Source organism: Comamonas sp. JUb58 (assembly GCF_004364775.1).
GTDB lineage: Bacteria > Pseudomonadota > Gammaproteobacteria > Burkholderiales > Burkholderiaceae_C > Comamonas.
Map to the genome: position 1 here is coordinate 40,014 of NZ_SOAL01000026.1, position 13,879 is coordinate 53,892.

At 63.7% G+C, this 13,879-nt stretch carries 15 protein-coding genes and 1 tRNA gene; 3 read left to right on the forward strand and 13 right to left on the reverse strand.

The window, feature by feature from the left end; genetic code table 11:
- Positions 1-92 precede the first annotated feature (92 nt).
- From EDF71_RS22325 to EDF71_RS22340, 4 genes are read right to left on the reverse strand one after another with little or no spacing between them, the layout of a single operon-like run.
- Positions 93-944, reverse strand: a complete 852-nt coding sequence (locus EDF71_RS22325; RefSeq protein WP_133858734.1) for an ATP-binding cassette domain-containing protein — start codon at positions 942-944, stop codon at positions 93-95.
- On the reverse strand, positions 941-1,966 hold the full coding sequence (locus tag EDF71_RS22330) for an ABC transporter ATP-binding protein (protein WP_133858735.1): 1,026 nt from the start codon (positions 1,964-1,966) through the stop codon (positions 941-943). Before EDF71_RS22330 ends, EDF71_RS22325 begins: the two co-directional genes overlap by 4 nt.
- 9 nt (positions 1,967-1,975) lie before the next feature.
- A complete protein-coding gene (locus tag EDF71_RS22335) occupies positions 1,976-2,887 on the reverse strand; it encodes an ABC transporter permease (RefSeq protein ID WP_133858736.1) in 912 nt (303 codons plus the stop codon).
- A 7-nt stretch (positions 2,888-2,894) separates the two neighbouring features.
- The gene (locus EDF71_RS22340; RefSeq protein WP_133858737.1) at positions 2,895-3,857 is read right to left on the reverse strand and encodes an ABC transporter permease; all 963 of its coding nucleotides are present in this window, start codon (positions 3,855-3,857) and stop codon (positions 2,895-2,897) included.
- Positions 3,858-4,057: 200 nt separating this feature from the next.
- Between EDF71_RS22340 and EDF71_RS22345 the strand changes: the two genes are divergently transcribed.
- The gene (locus EDF71_RS22345; protein ID WP_133858738.1) at positions 4,058-4,315 is read left to right on the forward strand and encodes a YfhL family 4Fe-4S dicluster ferredoxin; all 258 of its coding nucleotides are present in this window, start codon (positions 4,058-4,060) and stop codon (positions 4,313-4,315) included.
- Between the two features lie 52 nt (positions 4,316-4,367).
- Here the strand turns inward: EDF71_RS22345 and pth are convergent, their stop codons facing one another.
- From pth to EDF71_RS22380, 7 genes are all read right to left on the reverse strand, one after another.
- Positions 4,368-4,976: an aminoacyl-tRNA hydrolase gene (gene pth / locus EDF71_RS22350; protein ID WP_133858739.1), complete on the reverse strand. Its 609-nt coding sequence runs from the start codon at positions 4,974-4,976 to the stop codon at positions 4,368-4,370.
- Positions 4,977-5,082: 106 nt separating this feature from the next.
- Positions 5,083-5,673 carry a 50S ribosomal protein L25/general stress protein Ctc gene (locus EDF71_RS22355; RefSeq protein WP_021025015.1) on the reverse strand — a complete coding sequence of 197 codons (591 nt, stop codon included), beginning with the start codon at positions 5,671-5,673 and terminating at the stop codon, positions 5,083-5,085.
- 129 nt (positions 5,674-5,802) lie between these two features.
- Positions 5,803-6,768 carry a ribose-phosphate pyrophosphokinase gene (locus tag EDF71_RS22360; protein ID WP_133858740.1) on the reverse strand — a complete coding sequence of 322 codons (966 nt, stop codon included), beginning with the start codon at positions 6,766-6,768 and terminating at the stop codon, positions 5,803-5,805.
- Positions 6,769-6,824: 56 nt separating this feature from the next.
- A tRNA-Gln gene (locus EDF71_RS22365) sits at positions 6,825-6,901 on the reverse strand.
- A gap of 40 nt (positions 6,902-6,941) precedes the next feature.
- Positions 6,942-7,799: a 4-(cytidine 5'-diphospho)-2-C-methyl-D-erythritol kinase gene (ispE, locus tag EDF71_RS22370; protein WP_133858741.1), complete on the reverse strand. Its 858-nt coding sequence runs from the start codon at positions 7,797-7,799 to the stop codon at positions 6,942-6,944.
- A gap of 22 nt (positions 7,800-7,821) precedes the next feature.
- Positions 7,822-8,328 (reverse strand): outer membrane lipoprotein LolB, encoded by a 507-nt coding sequence (locus tag EDF71_RS22375; RefSeq protein ID WP_243854408.1) that lies wholly within the window; start codon positions 8,326-8,328, stop codon positions 7,822-7,824.
- Positions 8,325-10,052 (reverse strand): tetratricopeptide repeat protein, encoded by a 1,728-nt coding sequence (locus EDF71_RS22380; RefSeq protein WP_166656618.1) that lies wholly within the window; start codon positions 10,050-10,052, stop codon positions 8,325-8,327. Before EDF71_RS22380 ends, EDF71_RS22375 begins: the two co-directional genes overlap by 4 nt.
- Positions 10,053-10,145: 93 nt before the next feature.
- Between EDF71_RS22380 and mutM the strand changes: the two genes are divergently transcribed.
- Positions 10,146-10,958: a bifunctional DNA-formamidopyrimidine glycosylase/DNA-(apurinic or apyrimidinic site) lyase gene (gene mutM, locus EDF71_RS22385; protein WP_133858743.1), complete on the forward strand. Its 813-nt coding sequence runs from the start codon at positions 10,146-10,148 to the stop codon at positions 10,956-10,958.
- A 67-nt stretch (positions 10,959-11,025) separates the two neighbouring features.
- A complete protein-coding gene (gene mutY, locus EDF71_RS22390) occupies positions 11,026-12,063 on the forward strand; it encodes an A/G-specific adenine glycosylase (protein WP_243854409.1) in 1,038 nt (345 codons plus the stop codon).
- Between the two features lies 1 nt (position 12,064).
- Here the strand turns inward: mutY and EDF71_RS22395 are convergent, their stop codons facing one another.
- Both EDF71_RS22395 and EDF71_RS22400 read right to left on the reverse strand, forming a co-directional pair.
- Positions 12,065-12,685 carry an isochorismatase family protein gene (locus EDF71_RS22395; RefSeq protein WP_133858745.1) on the reverse strand — a complete coding sequence of 207 codons (621 nt, stop codon included), beginning with the start codon at positions 12,683-12,685 and terminating at the stop codon, positions 12,065-12,067.
- A gap of 29 nt (positions 12,686-12,714) precedes the next feature.
- A complete protein-coding gene (locus EDF71_RS22400) occupies positions 12,715-13,824 on the reverse strand; it encodes a porin (protein WP_243854410.1) in 1,110 nt (369 codons plus the stop codon).
- Positions 13,825-13,879: the final 55 nt, after the last annotated feature.

Below are 13,879 nucleotides of genomic sequence, written 5' to 3' on the forward strand. Positions count from 1 at the left end.
GGTACTCCTTGGATAGGGTTTTATTCAATTTATGGGGGAAAGCTGTGTAGTGGCGACGCCCTTGCCGGGCGCGCCGAGAAGCTCAAGCACTGTTATACAGGACTTGCGCCAATCCCTGCTGGCATGCGGTGTCGCCGCGGTCTGACCTGGGGCACGGCCTGCACCAGTTTTTGCGTATAGGGGTGCTGGGCATGCTGGAACAGCTGGGTGGGCGCGCCGCGCTCGACGATCTCGCCCTGGTACAGCACCACCACGGCATCGCAGAGGTGGTTGATGACGGCCAGGTCGTGGCTGATGAGCAGGTAGGTGATGCCGTGCTCGCGCTGTAGGTCCTGCATCAGGTTGAGCACCTGGGCCTGCACCGACACATCCAGCGCGCTGACCGGCTCGTCGGCGATGATCAGCCGGGGCTTGGTGATCAGGGCACGCGCGATGGCAATGCGCTGGCGCTGGCCGCCGGAGAACTCATGCGGGTACTTGTCCACATCCTGCGCGCGCAGGCCCACCTGCTGCAGCACCTGGCTGGCGCGTTCGCGCTGCTCGGCCCGCGAGCTGGTGTTTTGCGCCTGCAGCGGTTCGCTGACGATGCGCTCGACCGTCTGGCGCGGGTCGAGCGAGCCATAGGGGTCCTGGAAGACCATCTGGAAATCCTTGCGTGCCCGCTGCAGCGCGGCCGCTTCCATGCGGTGCAGGTCCTGGCCTTCCAGCAGCACCTGGCCGGAGGTCGGCTGGTCCAGTGCCATCACCAGGCGCGCCAAGGTGGACTTGCCCGAGCCCGACTCGCCGACGATGCCCAGGCTCTGGCCGGCATGCAGGTCAAAGCTCACGCCCTTGAGGGCGCGCACCGTGGGGGGCGCGGAAAACAGCTTCTCGCGGGGCAGGGTGTAGGTGCGCACCAGGTCGCGCACCTGCAGCAAGGGGGTGTCGTGGGAGGCTGCCGTCATGCGGGGGTCTCGTCAGGGGTCTCGGTGGCGATGGCATAGGCCTCGGGCCGCAGGCAGTGCACCTGGTGCGTCTCCTGCGGGTGGGTCGATGGCAGGGCCACCTGGGGCGGCTTTTGCACAAAGCAGGGGGCCTGGGTGAAGCTGCAGCGGCCGGCAAAGGTGCAGCCGGCGGGCAGGTCCACCAGCTCGGGCACCGAGCCGGCAATGGTGTGCAGGCGCTGGGGCTGGCCCTGCAGGCGCGGCTGCATGCTGGGGCGCGCGGCCAGCAGGCCCCGGGTGTAGGGGTGGGCCATGTGCTCAAACACGGCCTCGGTGCTGCCCGATTCGACCACGGTGCCGCCGTACATCACGACCATCTTGTCGACGTTCTGCGAGATCACGCCCAGGTCGTGCGAGATCAGCAGCAGGGCCATCTGGCGCTCTTCGACCAGGCCATTGATCAGGTCCAGGATCTGCTGCTGGATGGTAACATCCAGCGCCGTGGTGGGCTCGTCGGCGATCAGCAGATCGGGGCCGCAGGCCAGCGCCATCGCGATGGTGATGCGCTGGCGCTGCCCGCCCGAGAACTGGTGTGGATAGGCATCAAAGCGCTGCGCGGGCTGGGCGATGCCGACGCGGTCGAGCAGCGCAATCGCCTCTTCACGGGCCTGGCGTGCGCTCCAGCCCTTGTGCAGGCGCAGCGGTTCGCTGATCTGGCGGCCAATGGTGTGCACCGGGTTCAGCGCCGTCATCGGCTCCTGGAAGATCATCGCAATGCGGTTGCCGCGCACACTGCGCCACCAGCGGTCGGGCTGCTGCACCAGGCTTTGGCCATCCAGCGTAGCGCTGCCGTTGACCTGGGCCGACTCCGGCAGCAGGCCCATCAAGGCCATGGCCGTGATGGATTTGCCGCAGCCCGATTCGCCAATCAGGCCCAGGGCCTGGCCGCGCTCGATCTGGAAGCTGACATCACGCACGGCGCGGGCGGGGCCCCGGTGGGTTTGCAGCACGATCTCTAGCTGCTGTACATCGATCAATGCCATCGTGACTCCTTAGCGCTTGCGGGCGAGACGGGGGTCGAGCAGGTCGCGCAGACCGTCGCCCAGCAGGTTGAGGCCCAGCACCGACAGCGCAATCGCCACGCCCGGGAAGACGGCCAGCAGCGGCGCCTGGAACATGAGGGTCTGCGCCTCGCTCAGCATGCGGCCCCAGGATGGCTGTGGCGGCTGGGTGCCCAGGCCCAGGTAGGACAGCGCAGCCTCAGCCAGGATTGCAATCGCAAAGCGGATGGTGCTCTGCACGATCAGGGTGGCCGAGATATTGGGCAGCACATGCTGCCAGGTGATGGCCCAGGCGCCCTTGCCGCAGGCGCGCGCAGCGGTGACGTATTCGCGCCCCCAGATGGTGTTGGCCGAGCCGCGTGCGATGCGGGCGAACATCGGTATGTTGTAGATGCCGATGGCCACGATGGCATTGATGATGCCCGGGCCGAACACGGCGGTCAGCATGATGGCCGAGAGAATGGCGGGGAAGGCGAGCGAGAAATCGGCCAGGCGCATGATGGCCTCTTCAACCCAGCCGCGTTTGGCAGCGGCCAGCAGGCCCAGCGCCGTGCCAACCACGACGCCGATGCCCACGGCAATGACACCGACCAGGATGGAGGCGCGGGCGCCCAGCAGCAGCTGCGATGCGACATCGCGCCCATAGGCATCAGTGCCCAGCCAGTGGGCCAGCGAAGGCCCTTGCAGCTTGGCCTCCATGTTCATCTCGAAGGCCGAGTGCGGTGTCCAGACATAGGACAGGCCAGCCGCGAGCAGGAGCAGGGCCGTGAGCACCAGGCCAATCATGAAGCTGGGGTTGCGCAGCGCACGGCGCCACAGCGTATTGCGAGGTGCCGTGTTGCCTGGCGCTGGGCTGGCAGCGGGCGTGGGCAGGGTGGGGGCGACGGAGGTAGGCGGTTGCATGGCGTGCTCAGATATCGCTGGCTTTGGTGCGGGGGTCGATCCAGGCATAGAGCAGGTCCACCACGAAATTGACGATCACCACCATGGCGGCCAACAGCATCACGCAGTTGCGCACCACCATCAGGTCCCGGTTGGCAATGGCCTGAAAGATCAGGCGGCCCATGCCGGGCAGGTAGAACACGTTCTCGACCACAATCGTGCCGGCCATCAGCTCGGCAAACTGCAGGCCCATCACGGTGACCACGGGCACCAGCGCATTGCGCAGCACATGGCCGTACAGCGCTGCGCGTTGCGACAGGCCCTTGGCCCGGGCGGTGCGCACAAAGTCCTCACGCAGCACTTCCAGCACCGACGAGCGCGTGATGCGCGCCAGAATGGCCGCCTGCACCACGGCCAGGGACAGGGCCGGCAGCATCAGTGACTTGAGTGCGGCCCAGGGCGAGCCGCCCGAGGCCTCGGTCCAGCCCGGAAAGCCGCCGGCCGAGAACCATTTGAGGTGCACCGAGAACAGCAGGATCAGCAAGATGGCGAACCAGAAATTGGGGATGGCAATGCCCAGTTGCGCCATGCCCATGACGCTGACATCGCCGAGCTTGTTGTGGCGGCTGGCGGCATAGATGCCGGCGGCCAGCGCCACCACGGTGGTGATGGCCATGGCCATCAAGGCCAGCGGCAGGGTGAGCGCCATGCGCTCGGTAATCAGTTCGATGACGGGGGTGCCGTAGCTGTAGCTGTTGCCCAGGTCTAGGTGCACCAGGCCCGAGATCCAGTGCACATAGCGCTCCCAGGCGGGCTGGTTGAGCCCGAGCTGCTCGGCCAGCTCGGCCACCGCTTCGGGGGCGGCATCAGGGCCCATCAGCATCTGGGCCGCGTTGCCGGGCAGGATCTCCAGAACGAGGAAGACCACAATCGAGGTGCCCAGCAAGGTGAGCAGCAAGGTGAGTGTGCGCTTGAGAATGAAAAGACCCATGGGTAGCCGTCGTGGTTAGGAAAGGCGCGCAGACCTGCTGGTGCTTGTTGTATTTTTTCGCAGCGGCAAGCATAACGCGAACAATTCCGACACACCATACATGCTTACTCGCAGTTCCACGAGTATGGCTAAGCCACAGGCGGGATAATGTCGCTCATGTCACACTTCTTCCCCCGTGCTGGAATCTTGGAGACGCATCCATGGCTTTGATGATTACCGATGAGTGCATCAACTGCGATGTCTGTGAGCCCGAGTGCCCCAACGATGCCATCTCGATGGGGGAGGACTACTACGAGATCGATCCGCACCGCTGCACCGAATGCGTGGGCCATTTTGATGAGCCCCAGTGCGTGCAGATCTGCCCGGTCGCCTGCATTCCGGTGCACCCCGATTTTCAGGAAGACAAGCCCACCCTGATGCAGCGCTATGTGCGCCTGCAGACTGAGAAGGGTCTGTGACTGCAGGGCTGCCGGGGATGATGGGCGGTGATGGGCGTGTAGCCCGGCGCGCTCAGACGGCCTGAGGGCGCGGCGGCTTGGGCCGCTGGGGTTTGGTGGTGTGGATCTTCAACGTGGCCTTGTCCATGTCGCCCGCCAGCAGCTCGGGCGAGGCCTGCAGCGCATGGATGATGCTGTCTTCGATCAGGGTTCGCTGGTCCGGTGCCGGCTTGCGCAGCACCCAGTTGGGTACTTCCTGCTTGTCACCGGGGTGGCCGATGCCGATGCGCAAGCGCCAGTAATCGGACGATCCCAGTTGCGCATGGATATCGCGCAGGCCATTGTGGCCGCCATGGCCACCGCCACGCTTGAGCTTGACCTGGCCGGGCGGCAGATCGAGCTCATCGTGCACCACCAGAATCTCTTCGGGCTTGATCTTGAAAAAGCGTGCGAGCGCGCCGACCGACTTGCCCGACAGGTTCATGAAGGTCTGGGGCTCGAGCAGCCAGACCGACTCGCCCTGGATGGAGGTGCGTGCAACCAAGCCATAGTAATTGCGGTCGGGCACGAGCTGCAGGCGCAAATCCCGGGCCAGCGCATCAATCCACCAGAAGCCGGCGTTGTGGCGCGTGCCTTCGTATTCAGGGCCGGGATTGCCGAGGCCAACAAACAGCTTGATCATGGGCGGATGGATTGAGATGGGTGGGAAGAATGAAAAAAGGCTGCATTGACCAGCAATGCAGCCTCTGGCTTGCAGACGCCAGAGGCGTCAGCAGCTTGCTGTGCGATTAAGCAGCAGGAGCTTCGCCTTCTGCAGGTTCAGCAGCAGCAGGAGCAGCCACGGACACCAGCGCAGGGTTGGTTTGTGCAGCCAGCTTCACGCCCTTAGGCAGAGCGATGTCCTTCAAGTGGATGGTCGAACCCTTTTCCAGCTTGCTCAGGTCCACCGCGATAAATTCGGGCAGGTCCTTGGGCATGCAGATCACTTGGATTTCGGTCACAACCGGGGTCACCAGGTACTTGTCGATCTTGACAGCTGGGGACTCTTCAGCACCGCTGAAGTGGACTGGCACCTTCATGGTCAGCGCGGTGTTGGCATCGACGCGTTGGAAGTCGATGTGCAGCACCAGCTGCTTGTAGGGGTGGTATTGCACGTCGCGCAGCAGCACTTGGCTCTTGGCGCCGTCCAGGTCCAGTTCCAGCACGGATGCGTGGAAGGCTTCCTTCTTCAGGGCGTACCACAGGCTGTTGTGGTCCACTTCGATCAACTGAGGCTCAGCAGCAGCACCGTAGATGATGCCAGGCGTACGGCCAGAATTACGCAGGCGGCGGCTCGCACCCGTACCTTGCTTAGCGCGCGCAAAAGCGACAACGTTCATTTCATTACTCCAATGTGGGATGAACCGCGACCAGTTCACCCGGTTAAAAAGGCCGCTACAAATTGCAGCGGCCAGCGAAAACTATCTATTTTAGCAGAAAGCAGAAAAAGGGCCTTGCGGGCCCTTTGATCAGTCGGCTTCCTGGAACAGGCTCATCACCGATTCACCGGTGGCGATGCGGTGGATGGTCTCACCGATCAGCGGTGCCACCGACAGCTGGCGGATCTTGCTGCAGTTGCGGGCAGCGGCCGACAGAGGGATGGTGTTGGTGACGACGACTTCGTCCAGAGCTGCACCGTTGCCGATACGCTCAATGGCCGGGCCCGAGAAAATGGGGTGCGTGCAATAAGCGTAGACCTTCTTGGCGCCACGTTCCTTCAGCACTTCAGCAGCCTTCACCAAGGTGCCTGCGGTGTCGATCATGTCGTCCATGATCACGCAGTTGCGGCCGTCGATGTCACCGATCACGTGCATGACTTCGGAGACATTGGCCTTGGGGCGGCGCTTGTCGATGATGGCCAGATCGCAATGGAGTTGCTTGGCCAGTGCGCGTGCACGCACCACACCACCGACGTCCGGCGACACGACGATCAGGTCTTCGTAGTTCTTCTGGCGCAGATCACCCAGCAGCACAGGCGATGCATAGATGTTGTCCACCGGAATATCGAAGAAGCCCTGGATCTGGTCAGCGTGCAGGTCCATGGTCAGCACGCGGCTCACGCCAGCGGCTTGCAGCATGTTGGCAACCACCTTGGCCGTGATGGGCACGCGGGTCGAGCGAACACGGCGATCCTGGCGGGCGTAGCCGAAATAGGGGATCACAGCACAGATGTGCTCAGCCGATGCACGCTTCAGAGCGTCGACCATCACCAGCAGTTCCATCAGATGGTCGTTGGTGGGCGCGCAGGTGGGCTGCACCACGAACACATCGCGGGTACGGACGTTTTGCTTGATCTCGACGGTGACTTCACCGTCAGAGAAACGGCCTACGTCGGCGCTACCCAGTGGGGTATGGAGGTGTTGTGCAATTTCAGAGGCAAGTTCGCGGTTGGCGTTGCCAGTGAAAACCATGAAGTCTGGATGATGGTCTTGCATAGCGTCCCAGTGGGTATGGGTTAGCTGTGTGCGTTGCTTGTACGCGGTAAGAAATATGGCAGGGGAAGAAGGATTCGAACCTTCGCATGCCGGAATCAAAATCCGGTGCCTTAACCAGCTTGGCGACTCCCCTACAAGAATTGGTGCTAAGCATCACCAATCCTTTAAAACTTTCAGTCTTGGGTCCAACCTCTGAGAGGGTGTTCCATCAGACTTGTGCAATCTTTCACTGTCCAGTCTTGTGAAAAACTGCTCTGGCAGCTATTAGCTTGCATTTTCTTCACTGCGAAAACTGCGCTACCTGAGCCCGTCATTCTAGCATGCAATCCTTGTGATTTCAAAAAGTCAGAAACTTTTTTTATCGAAGGGCACAGGCTTTCTGCGACCGGCTGCAAGTCGTTTCGACCGAAGTCAAAGTTCTCTGCAGCGAAGCTCGTCATTGTAGCAGCTTCTGAATCGCGTTTTAGGTTCGGACTTGAAAAAATTAATTTCGTATCCAGACCCTCTTGCGGCTTCACAACTACCAGCGCGGTGTCTGCTAGTTGCTGCTCGTTTTCGAGTGGACGTATTATGTCACCGATTCCTTCGACCCAAGCCGACTTTCCGAAAATAAAAAACGGAACATCGGCGCCCAGGCTCAGCCCGATGCGCTGCAGTTCGCTGCGCGAGAGCTTCAAATCCCAGAGCTGGTTCAGGGCCAGCAAGGTGCTGGCGGCATCCGATGAGCCGCCGCCCATGCCTGCCTGGGCCGGCAGGTTTTTGTACACGCCAATGTGCACACCCTTGTCGCAGCCGGTGGCCTGCTGCAAGGCCCGCGCGGCGCGGGTGATCAGGTCATCGGCGGGCAGCGGGGTGTTCAGGTCTTCGCGGCTGATCTGGCTGCCACTGCGCAGCTCAAAGTGCAGGGTGTCGGCCCAGTCGATCAGCATGAACACCGACTGCAGCAGATGGTAGCCATCAGCACGTCTGCCGGTGATATGCAGGAAGAGGTTGAGCTTGGCAGGCGCGGGAACATCGTACAGCGTACGCATGGATCAGGGTCTCACAAAAAAATCATGGCGCGTCGAGAACGATGCGCAGGCTGGCTTCAGGCAGCGGGTCGAGGCGGCGGGCCAGGATTTTCCCTTCGCTGCGTCCCGCCAGATCGGCCTGCCAGCCGGCCGCCTCCGTGGGCTTGCCCTGCAGCCAGTCAAACAGTGCGGCAATCGGCAAGCTCGTGCCCAGCAGGGTCTGCGTCAGCTCATCGAGCGAGCTGGCCTGGCGGGTCTGCGTGCCTTGCTGCGCGCTGGCCTGGCCGGGTGACCATTGCACGCGTGCCACGATATTGCCCAGCGGGTTGAGCAGCACCAGCTCGCCCGATGCGGCACTGCCGGACAGCTCAAAGCTGCCGCTGGTGCTCTGCGGTGGGCTCTCCAGCACCTGTACCGACATGCGGCCCGACCAGTAGGTCTTGCCCGGTGCGGCTTCCAGCTGGCGCGCAGCGGTGCTGCAGGCCGAGAGCACGGGCAGCAGCCCAGCGCCGATGACGGCCAGGCAGAGCTGCCTGCGCTGCATCGTCATGGCTTGATTCCCAGGCGCTCGAAGGTCTTCTTGACCATGTCGTTGTTGGGCGCCGTCTTCAGAGCGTTGCGCAGCAGCTCTTCGGCGGGCTTGTTCTTGCCCTGCTTCCACCAGACTTCGGCCAGGTGGGCGCCAATCTCGGCATCGGGTTGCTTGGTGTAGGCCTGCTCCAGCAGCTCGGCAGCGCGGTCAAGGTTGCCCAGCTTGAACTCCACCCAGCCCAGGCTGTCGGTGATGAAGGGGTCGCCCGGCGACATGCTCAGCGCCTTTTCGATCAGGCTCTTGGCCTCGTCGAGCTTGAGGCCGCGATCGGCCAGCGAATAGCCCAGCGCGTTATAGGCATGGTGAAAATCCGGCTGCAACTCGATCAGCTTGCGCAGCTGGCTCTCGGCCAGGTCCATATTGTTCATGCGTTCGGCCAGCATGGCCTGCTCGTACAGCGCGTCCGGGTCCTGCGGTTGCAGCGCGACCAGGCGGCCTTGCAGCTCCAGCGCCTTGGCATAGTTCTTGGCAGTCTTTTGCAGCTGCACCTGGGCGGCCAGCTTGGCGCGCGCTTCGCCGGCATTGCCTTCGGGCAGCTGGTCCAGCAAGACCGCAGCGGCATCGTAGTTGCCTTGCTGCATCTGGATGGAGGCCTTGCGCAAGGTGGCCAGCGCGGTATTGCCGGCCTTGGCGATTTCATCGGCCCAGCGGTCGGCTTCGGCCCATTTCTGCTGGGCTTCGGCCATCTGCTCGCGCAGCATCAGGCTTTGGATGCGCACTTCGCGCTGCAGCACCGCTGAGGGGAATTTGTCGATCAGGGTGTCGAGCTTGAGCAGGGAGACATCGGCCTCGGTGTACTGCTTGAGCTGGGCTTCCAGTGCGGCCTTCAGCATCCAGGCGTCGGCAGATTCGGGGCTCAGGCGCGTGGCGTTTTCCAGCTGGGTTTTGGCCTCGTCAAAGCGCTCGGCGTTCATCAGGCTGCGCGCATAGGCCAGGTGGGCCTCGCCGCTCTTGGATTTGTTCAGAAAGTCGACCACCAGCGATTCAGCACCGGGCACGCCGGCATTGACCAGGTCAGCGGCAAGCTTGGCCGCGCTTTCGTTGTCCGGGTTGAGCTGCAGCGACTTGCGCGCAGACGCCAGCGCCTCGGTCTTCCGGTCGGCGGCCAGCTCCATGCGGCCAATGGCAGCCCAGGCCTCGGGGCCGGTGGCGGGGTTTTCCAGTTCAGGGGTCAGCGCCTCGCGCACAATGCGGGCGGCCAGCGCCTGGTCGCTCAGGCGGCGGTAGATGCTGGGGATGGCACGGATCCAGTCCAGCTTTTCATCGGGCTTGGCCAGCGCTATCTCTTGCTTGAGCAGTGGGCCGGTTTCCTCGCCGTGGTTGGTCGAGAGCATCACCTGCAGCATGTAGCGGCTGGCGGCGCGCGATTGGGGGAAGGCGTTTTTCCAGGCCTGGGCCACTTCGGTGGCGCGGCTGGCGGAACGCGACAACAGCGCCAGCTGCGCGCTGCGCTGGTAGACCTTTTCGTCACCCGAGCGCCGGGCGGCATCGAGCAGCAATTCCACGCTGGTCGCCGCATCGCCGCGGTAGGCGTACATTTCGCCCAAAAGCAGCTCGTAAAAAAGCTCCGCATCCAGCTCCACTCTGGCATCATCGGCGCGCTCGGCCGCCGCCAAGGCCAGTGGTCGCTGGGCAGCGCCGTTTTGCGGAGCTTGGGCAGGCGCTGCAAACGCGGGTGCCATCAGGCCAGAGGCCAGAAAATAAGCCAGTAAACGAAGTTTTTGCGTCATCGGCCCATAATAAACGATGCCCAAGGGCCTTGCAGAAGGAAGAAAGTGCCAGAGTTACCAGAAGTGGAAGTCACGCGGCGGGGATTGGTTGCGCCGCTGCAAGGCGCGCGCATCGCCTCTGTGCGTTTGGGAAAGCCTTTGCGCTGGCCGCTGGGCATAGATACCGCCGCCCTGGCCGGGCGCACCATCACCGAGGTGCAGCGCCGGGGCAAGTACATCGTGCTGGTGCTGGACCAGGGTGTCGTGCTGATCCACCTGGGCATGTCCGGCAGCCTGCAGGTCAGCCAGATGGATGTGCCCGCCGGCCCGCATGACCATTTCGACCTGTTCACCGACCAGCATTTGCTGCGCCTGCATGACCCGCGCCGATTTGGTGCGGTGGTGTGGTCGCCCGATGCCGATTCCGGCATGGCCGCCAAGCTGTTTGCCAACCTGGGCGTGGAGCCCTTGAGTGCCGGCTTTAGTTTTGAGCACCTCTGGGCCGGGCTGCAAAAATCGCGCATGCCGATCAAGCAGCTGCTGCTGGGCGGCCAGGTGGTCGTGGGTGTGGGCAATATCTACGCCAGCGAGGTGCTGTTCCTGGCTGGCATCGCACCCACCAAACCGGCCAACCAGACCACGCGGCCCCAGGCCCGGCGCCTGCATGCGGCGATTGTCGAAGTGCTGACCCGATCGATTGCGCTGGGTGGCAGCACCTTGCGTGATTTTGTCCAGGTCAATGGCTATGCCGGTGCCTTCCAGGCGCAGGCCAGCGTCTATGGCCGTGCCGGAGAGCCCTGCCAGCAATGCGGCCAGCCGGTGCAGGTCATCAAACAAGGGCAGCGCAGCACCTATTACTGCAAACGCTGCCAGAAATAAACACCGGGCTGACAGGCCTCCCCAGAGCGGCCGCAGCCATCTATAACTCCCCCCGAGAACAGCGATTGTGAGTCGATTTTCCGAACAGATCGTGGCCTGGCAGACAGTCCACGGAAGACACCTCCTGCCCTGGCAGAACACCCAGGATGCCTACCGCGTCTGGCTGTCCGAGATCATGCTGCAGCAAACCCAGGTCAGCACCGTGCTGGGCTACTACGAGCGGTTTTTGCAGCGCTGCCCCACGGTGGCCGATCTGGCAGCGGCCAGCGATGAAGAAGTCATGGCGCTGTGGAGCGGCCTGGGCTACTACAGCCGGGCACGCAACCTGCACCGCTGCGCCAAGGAGGTGATGGAGCGCTTTGGCGGCGCGTTCCCGCACACGGTCGAAGAACTCTCGTCCTTGCCGGGCATTGGCCGCTCGACCGCAGGCGCGATTGCCTCCTTCTGCTTTGCGCAGCGCGCCGCCATTCTGGATGCCAACGTCAAACGGGTGCTCACCCGCGTGCTGGGTTTTGAGGACGACCTGGCCAGCAGTGCCGCCGAGAAAAAGCTCTGGGCGCTGGCCGAAGACCTGCTGCCCACCAGCGACCTGGCGCGCAACATGCCGCGCTACACCCAGGGCATGATGGACATGGGCGCCACCGTCTGCACCGCCAAAAAGCCCAGCTGCCTGCTCTGCCCGGTGCACAGCGATTGTGTGGCGCACCGCCAGGGCCAGCCGGAGCGCTATCCCGTCAAGACCAAGAAACTGAAGCGCAGCGCCGCCAGCTGGTGGCTGCTGTGCTGGCAACGGCCCGATGGCGCCATCTGGCTGGAAAAGCGCCCGGCGCCCGGCATCTGGGCCGGCCTGTTCTGCATGCCGGTCTGCGACAGCGAAGAAGCGCTGCTCCAGCAGTCTGCGCGGCACGGCGCCACCTCGGCGCCCGAGCATGGCGCCGCGTTCTTGCATGTGCTCACCCACAAGGACCTGCATCTGCACCCGGTTCGGGTGCCGGTCGCGGCCGATTTTGTGCCGGCACAGGCAGGCCAGTGGGTGCTGCCTGCGCAATGGCCCGATGTGGGCCTGCCCGCGCCGGTCCGCAGCCTGCTGCAGCGCGGGTTCTGAACTACAGCATGTCGCGCGCGTAGTTCAGGCCAATGCCATAACCGCCGCCATTGCTTTCCACGATGGCACGGGCGGCATCGTAGGTGCTCTTGCGGGTCCAGTCGCGCTGCAGCTCCAGCAAGATCTGCAGCCAGCTGGTCATCTGCACGCCATGGCCCTGCATGCGGCGCAGCGCCATCTCGTGGCCGTTCTCGCTCAGGCCACCGCAGGCATCGGTCACCACCAGGCTTTCATAACCCGCTTCTTGCGCGCTGAGGGCGGCAAAGCTGATGCATGCCTCGGTGAACATGCCCGAGAACAGCAGCTTCTTGCGCCCCGTGGCCTCGATGGCGGCATCCACTGCCGCATCCTCGAACACATTCATGTTGCGGCGGTCCAGGATCTCGTGCTGGGGCAGCACGTTGCGCAGTGCCGGCATCAGCGGCCCGCTGTAGACCTTGGTGGCCGAGGTGCTGATGACCACCGGCAGGTCAAAGGCGACGGCCGTGCGTGCCAGCGCAACCGCATTGTTCAGCATCGTTTGCTGGTTGATGGACTGGACGCCGAAGGCCAGGCCGGCTTGTTGGTCGATGAGAACCAGCGCGCAGTTGTCCGGGGTCAGCAGTGCTTTGGAGGCGGTCATGGTCGGGCTTTCTTGGGAGGTCGGGAGAATCAGAAACTGTGCTTGAGGCCGAGCGTGAAGCCCCGGCCCACACTGTCATTGCCGGCGCCCTGGTAGCCGTGGCGCCAGCGGGTGTGGTCGAACTCGGCATAGAGCTGGCTGCGTTTGGACAGCAGGTACTCGGCAAAGAACACCGCGCGCGCAAAGCCATCGTCTTGCAGACCGCTGCGTTTGCGCTGCAGGTGGTAGAGCGCGGCGGTCAGGCTGACCGAGGGGTTGAGGTTCCAGCTGGCCCCCAGGCCTTGTATCGCATTCACGGTCTTGGTCGCGTCCGCCTGTGCCGCTTCGGTGCGGCCCAGGTTGCCAGCGATGCGCCAGGCGCCCCAGCGGTAGGCGGCGCCCACGGTGGCCGCATTGAGCTTGCGGTTGTCTGCCGTGCGCAGCTGGTGGAAGGCGGCGCTCAGCTCCAGGCCCTGGGCCGAGTAAGCCAGCCCGGCCCCGGCCGATCCCATGTGCCTGGCCGCGTTGGCCGATTCGCTGAAGCTGTACATCGCGCGCAAAGTCAAACCTTGGCGGCTGATGCTGTATTTGAGTGCGTTGTCCACCCGGAAGGCGGCATTGGTCGAGCCCGAGGCGCCGTACTCCGCGCCCAGGCCATGTGCCCCCAGCGCGGTATTGGCGATATTGGGGTTGAGCGAGGCCATGCGCATGCCCATGGGTTCGACCGGCGCAATCGCCTCGGCCACGGTGTTGATCTGGCGGCCCAGGGTCAGGCTGCCCAGGGGGCCGCTGATACCGACGTAGGAGGCGCGGTCAAAAACCTGCGTGGCACTGATTTGCGAGCCGGTGTCCAGCGCACGGCCACCCTCCATATTGAAGATGGCCTGCATGCCGCCGCCCAGGTCCTCGATGCCGCGCAGGCCAAAGCGGCTGGTGCTGTTGGCGCCCGAGACCAGGCTGCCCAAACGCCCATGGCTGGGTGCCTGTGATGCCGTGAGGCCCGTGCTGTAGCGCACACCCAGGTCGGCAATGCCGTAGATGCTGATGCTGGAGTTGGATTGGGCGCTGGCCAGCAAGGGCAGGCAGAGACTGAGCAGTGCCATTGGCGGGGCCAGCGGCAGGCGGCGGCAGGTACTGCCAGCATGAGGAGAAAAGCGCATGGGTCGTTGGGATGCAGGATGAACGCCGACTGTAGAGAGCCTGGCGCGGCACCGC